This is a genomic window from Amphiplicatus metriothermophilus, from assembly GCF_900199215.1.
Lineage (GTDB): Bacteria > Pseudomonadota > Alphaproteobacteria > Caulobacterales > Parvularculaceae > Amphiplicatus > Amphiplicatus metriothermophilus.
The window spans coordinates 1-4,397 of the sequence record NZ_FZQA01000014.1 but is presented as its reverse complement, the minus strand read 5'-3'; the positions used below and the strand labels follow the sequence as shown (position 1 = coordinate 4,397).

The window sequence follows — 4,397 nt, the reverse complement described above, 5'->3', positions numbered from 1 at the left end:
GCTCTTTGACATCGTGAGCTCTCTGGCGACGCCGTCGGGAAAGGTCCGGCCGCGGACGGACGCCCCCCCGTCCCCGCCGCAGCCGGACCGCCTGACGACGGATTCCTCTGGCGGTCGGCGGAAAGGCCCATGTCAGAAGATCGAAACCCAGCAGGCGCCGCGTGCGGCGCGCGCCGCCTTGTCCATGGCGAGGCCGTCGCCGGGCTGCGGGCCTGCCCCGGCGAGCAGCCACAGGCAAAGCCCGGCGAGAACGGCAAACAGGACGACTTTCAGAAGAATGCTCGGCGCGGACATGTCTCTCTCCCTCCGGCGCGCAGCTTTCCTGTCGGCTCGCATGAAAGCCGCGAACGGCGCCGTTGCTGTCGGTGATCGAAGCGGCTCAGGCGCCGCGTTCGAGATCGCGGAACTGCTTTCTCAGACCGTATTCGGACGACGTGACCGCGTACTCCATCTCTTCGATGCGGGTCTCAAGCGCGCGGAACCGGTGCTTGAGCTCGGAGAAGGTCGCTTTCGGCCTGACGGTGAAGGTGCGCCAGAAGCGTTCCTCCTCCTGACTGTCGTAAAGGGGCGGCTCGCCGCGGTCCGGCTTGATCATGATCGCCGCCGCCACATAGGCGATGACCGGGATCGGGAAAAAGAACAGCGCGGCGAAAAACCATCCGAAGCGCAGCCAGTTTACGTCCCAGCCGAAATAATCGGCGAGCCCGGCGCACACCCCGGCGATCTGGCCGCGCCGCGCATTCCGGCGAAGGCGGTGCCGGTTCGGGCCCGGCCCCGGCTCGCCGGCGTGATAGGCGTAGCCGGAACGATCGCGCCAGTGATGGCCATGGCGATGGCGATAGCGCTGGTCAGACATGGGGGCGCTCCCTGTACTCGTCCCGCCAGCTCGGCGCTTCCTTGTCGAGGATCGTCTCCAGAGCGTCGACGCGGCGCTCCAGGCGCTGGGCCGTCTTCCACAGATCGTCGATCAGTCTCTCGTCGTCGGCGGAAAACGTCTTGGTTTTCCGCCACTCCGTTACGTAGTGCATAATGGTCGCGGGCAGCGCCACGAAGACGATGGCGACGACGGCGACGATGAACGGCCCTTCCATGACTCGCCCCTTCCTTTGTCCGCGTCCTTACGGACGGCCCGCACGTTCGGCGACCCGTTTCTTGATGGCCTCGAGCTCGGCGTTGATGTCGTCCTCGGCCTCGAGCTCGCGGAACTCCTCTTCGAGCGACTTCGGCCGGCCCATCACATAGCTTTCGGCCTCGGCCTCCAGCTCGTCGATGCGCCGCTCGTAGCGTTCGTAGCGCGCGATCGCCTCGTCGATGCGCCCGTCATAGACTTGGCGGTTGATCCGCACGCTGTCGGCCGCGGCGTTGCGGCGGATTTCGAGCGAGCGCTGCTTGGCTTTCGCCTCCTTCAGCTTGGCCTGGAGCTTTTCGAGGTCGTCATTGGCCTTGTCGAGGCTCTTGGCGACCGCCTCCAGCTCCCGGTCGAGCATGGCGACCATCTCCTCGGCCTTGCGCTTGGCCGCGACCGCGCCGCGGGCGAGGTCCTCGCGGCCCTTGGCGACGGCGAGCTCGGCCTTCGACTCCCACTCGCGGGCGCGCGCGACGAAATCGGCGCGCTTGCGTTCGATCTCTTTCTTGTCGGCGATGGCCCGCGCGGCGCGCGAGCGCACCTCGACGAGGGTGTCCTCCATCTCCTGGATGATCAGGCGAACGATCTTCTCCGGATCCTCCGCCTTGTCGAGCATCGCATTGAGATTGGAGTTGATGATGTCGGTCAGTCTGGAAAAAACGCCCATGGCAAGCTCCCGAGAAGGGCCTCCTTAAAAGATAATTCCGCCGAGGATGAAACCAATGAAGAACGCGCCCCAGGCGAAGCCTTCGCGGCCGCGGCAGGCGCGGCGCAGGCGTTCGTCCCAGTAAAGGTCGCGGTCTTCGTAGCGCGCGTAGCTCATTTCCGAATCCTTTCGTTGACGTTCGGCTGTTTGGTTACCGCCTCTAATGCGAAGCGCGTGCCAATTTGATGCTGATTTCGCAACACATTGTTATTACTGCATAATTTTCTACGCCGGCGCGGATCGCCGGCCATTTAAAGGTGTTTTTCACCTATTTATGGGTATACAATACCAAAAATTTCAGGTATTTTTCGCCTATGAAATTGCGGCCCGAACCGCCGGAGCTGATCGGCCAGGCGCCGGCCTTTCTCGACGCCCTGGCGCACGCTTCGGCGGCGGCGGGGCTGGACCGGCCGCTGCTCATCGTGGGCGAGCGCGGCGCCGGCAAGGAGCTTCTGGCCGCGCGCATCCACTTTCTCTCCCCGCGCTGGGACGGGCCGTTTCTCAAGGTCAACTGCGCGGCCCTGTCGGACGAGCTTCTCGACAGCGAGCTGTTCGGGCATGAGGCGGGCGCCTTCACCGGCGCGCGCGCGCGCCATCTCGGCCGGTTCGAACGCGCCGAGGGGGGCACCCTGTTCCTCGACGAAATCGCCTCGGCTTCCCTGCGGGTGCAGGAAAAGCTGCTGCGCGTCATCGAATATGGCGAGTTCGAGCGGGTTGGCGGCGAGGAGACGCTCATCGCGAACGTAAGGGTGCTCGCCGCCTCCAACATCGACCTGCGCGCGCAGGCCGAGGCGGGCAGGTTCCGCCCCGACCTGCTCGACCGGCTCGCCTTCGACGTCGTGCTCGCCCCGCCCCTGCGCGCCCGCAAGGAGGACGTTCCCCTTCTCGCCGCGCACTTCGCCGGTGCGCTCGCGAGCGAGATCGGCGCGGCCTACGAAGGCTTCACGGCCGAAGCGATGGCGGCCTTTATCGCCCATGACTGGCCGGGCAACGTCCGTGAGCTGAAGAACGCCGCCGAGCGATCCTTTTATCGCTGGATCGCCGCCGGCAATGCGGGCCCGGTCGGCGAGGCCGCCATCGACCCCTTCGCAGGCGCGGCCCTGCCGCCGGACCTCGCAAGCGCCGCCGCGCGCGCGGCCCCGCCGCGTCCCGCCTCTCCGCCCGCGTCAGAGCCGCCGGCGCCGCCAGGACCGGGGCCTTATGATCTCAGAAAGCGTCTCGACGAAGCAGAACGAAAGTGGACGGAGGAAGCTCTCGCCGCCCATGGCGGCAACCAGCGGCTCGCCGCGACGCATCTCGGCCTCACCTACGACCAGATGCGCGGGCTCGTGCGCAAGCACGGCCTCGCCCGCCCGCGCGCCCGGACGAGGGCTGGGCGTCCCTGAGCGAGCCGCTCCGACGACCTCACCGCGCGCAGGCGACGCACAACTCCGCGCAGGGATCGATTTCGAGCCGGCGGGGCGCGACGGCCGCGCCGCATTCCACGCACCAGCCATAATCATTTTCCGCCAGACGTTTGAGGGCGGCGTCGATGCGGCGGATCTCATGGGCGCGGCGCGCGTCCTGCGCCTTGGCCATGGCCTGCTGCTGCAGGGCGTCCTGGCGCGACAGGCGGCCGATCGACTGCTGGTCGAGCTCCACGGCCTTGCGCGAGTCGGCGGCGGCCTCGGACAGAGCGACGAGCTCGGCCCGGCGCGCGAGAAGGGTTTTTTTCGCCGCTTCCGGATCGACGCCGGGCGGGACGTCATGGCCGCGCGCGCCGGTCACGCCTGCTTCTCCCAGCGCCCCCGCTCGGATTGACGCCAATAGGTCGCGTCATGGCCGGCTTCGCGCACCGCCTTCCAGAAGGCGCGCGCCTCGGCGACGGCGGCCTCGTCGCGCCCGTCGAAGATCGACACGCAGCGGACGAATTGCGCCAGCGACGCCGGCTCGGCCCGCGCGCCGTCGACCAGGAACAGAACGTCCGCGCCGTTGGGCGCGTCTTCTCCGTCCGTCAGCCAGATCGGCTGGCGCTCGGGCGCATCGCCGCCGGCGGCGTGCGGCAGGAAGGAATCGTCGCGATAGGTCCACAGATGTCCGTCGAGCGCCTCGACGCGCGCGCGCGAGCCGGCGCGCACCGCCGCCTTCCAGCCGCGCTCGAGCGTCTTTTCGAGCAGGCCGGGCAGCACGGCTTCGAGATTCGCGCGCTCAAGGTGATAGAAGAGGACCTCGGTCATGACGCAAGCGTATCTTCTTCGACGCGCGGCGGAAAGAACCGAACGGGGCGACGACGACGCCGTGGAGACCGCCGCCGAGAAGCGCCTGGCCGCCGCGGCGCCGGCGAAGGTCGCCGATGCGAACCCCTTTTCGGCATCGCTGTCGCTGGCGTCGAGCCGCGCCTGTCGAGCGCCGCGCGCTTGGGCAGCCGACACCCCGCTATTCCTCTACATGTACGTTCGGAAAGGCGCCCGACAAGCGGCCTCATTCATCATGACCCGACCCCTTTGAACGCAGCCACGAACAAGGAAACAAATGGCTGCATTCAAGGAGATAGAGAATGTCGGGAAAACGATATCGCCCAGAAGA

Annotated in this window: 8 protein-coding genes; 1 reads left to right on the top strand and 7 read right to left on the bottom strand. The window is 67.3% G+C overall.

Features of this window, described 5'->3' with window-relative positions; translation table 11 throughout:
- Positions 1-132 precede the first annotated feature (132 nt).
- The 5 genes from CHB64_RS15300 to CHB64_RS15640 all read right to left on the bottom strand — a co-directional run bounded on the left by CHB64_RS15300 (position 133) and on the right by CHB64_RS15640 (position 1,949).
- A complete protein-coding gene (locus CHB64_RS15300) occupies positions 133-294 on the bottom strand; it encodes a hypothetical protein (RefSeq protein ID WP_159462528.1) in 162 nt (53 codons plus the stop codon).
- Between the two features lie 85 nt (positions 295-379).
- On the bottom strand, positions 380-856 hold the full coding sequence (pspC, locus tag CHB64_RS14975) for an envelope stress response membrane protein PspC (protein WP_089413436.1): 477 nt from the start codon (positions 854-856) through the stop codon (positions 380-382).
- Positions 849-1,091 carry an envelope stress response membrane protein PspB gene (gene pspB / locus CHB64_RS14970; protein WP_089413435.1) on the bottom strand — a complete coding sequence of 81 codons (243 nt, stop codon included), beginning with the start codon at positions 1,089-1,091 and terminating at the stop codon, positions 849-851. Before pspB ends, pspC begins: the two co-directional genes overlap by 8 nt.
- Positions 1,092-1,118: 27 nt before the next feature.
- Entirely contained in the window at positions 1,119-1,793 is a 675-nt protein-coding gene (pspA, locus tag CHB64_RS14965; RefSeq protein ID WP_089413434.1) for a phage shock protein PspA, read from the bottom strand.
- A 24-nt stretch (positions 1,794-1,817) separates the two neighbouring features.
- The gene (locus CHB64_RS15640) at positions 1,818-1,949 is read right to left on the bottom strand and encodes a hypothetical protein (protein WP_260167737.1); all 132 of its coding nucleotides are present in this window, start codon (positions 1,947-1,949) and stop codon (positions 1,818-1,820) included.
- A 197-nt stretch (positions 1,950-2,146) separates the two neighbouring features.
- Between CHB64_RS15640 and CHB64_RS14960 the strand changes: the two genes are divergently transcribed.
- Entirely contained in the window at positions 2,147-3,217 is a 1,071-nt protein-coding gene (locus tag CHB64_RS14960) for a sigma 54-interacting transcriptional regulator (protein WP_200815417.1), read from the top strand.
- 19 nt (positions 3,218-3,236) lie between these two features.
- On the opposite strand, the gene CHB64_RS14955 is transcribed toward CHB64_RS14960, so the two are convergent.
- Positions 3,237-3,599, bottom strand: a complete 363-nt coding sequence (locus tag CHB64_RS14955) for a TraR/DksA family transcriptional regulator (protein ID WP_089413433.1) — start codon at positions 3,597-3,599, stop codon at positions 3,237-3,239.
- Entirely contained in the window at positions 3,596-4,048 is a 453-nt protein-coding gene (locus tag CHB64_RS14950) for a DNA polymerase III subunit chi (RefSeq protein ID WP_089413432.1), read from the bottom strand. Before CHB64_RS14950 ends, CHB64_RS14955 begins: the two co-directional genes overlap by 4 nt.
- Positions 4,049-4,397: the final 349 nt, after the last annotated feature.

Coding starts and splice junctions, on each gene's coding strand:
- pspA (WP_089413434.1), bottom strand. CDS start 1,793: ATGGGCGTTTTTTCCAGACTGACCGACATCATCAACTCCAATCTCAAT.
- CHB64_RS14950 (WP_089413432.1), bottom strand. CDS start 4,048: ATGACCGAGGTCCTCTTCTATCACCTTGAGCGCGCGAATCTCGAAGCC.
- pspB (WP_089413435.1), bottom strand. CDS start 1,091: ATGGAAGGGCCGTTCATCGTCGCCGTCGTCGCCATCGTCTTCGTGGCG.
- pspC (WP_089413436.1), bottom strand. CDS start 856: ATGTCTGACCAGCGCTATCGCCATCGCCATGGCCATCACTGGCGCGAT.
- CHB64_RS15640 (WP_260167737.1), bottom strand. CDS start 1,949: ATGAGCTACGCGCGCTACGAAGACCGCGACCTTTACTGGGACGAACGC.
- CHB64_RS14960 (WP_200815417.1), top strand. CDS start 2,147: ATGAAATTGCGGCCCGAACCGCCGGAGCTGATCGGCCAGGCGCCGGCC.
- CHB64_RS15300 (WP_159462528.1), bottom strand. CDS start 294: ATGTCCGCGCCGAGCATTCTTCTGAAAGTCGTCCTGTTTGCCGTTCTC.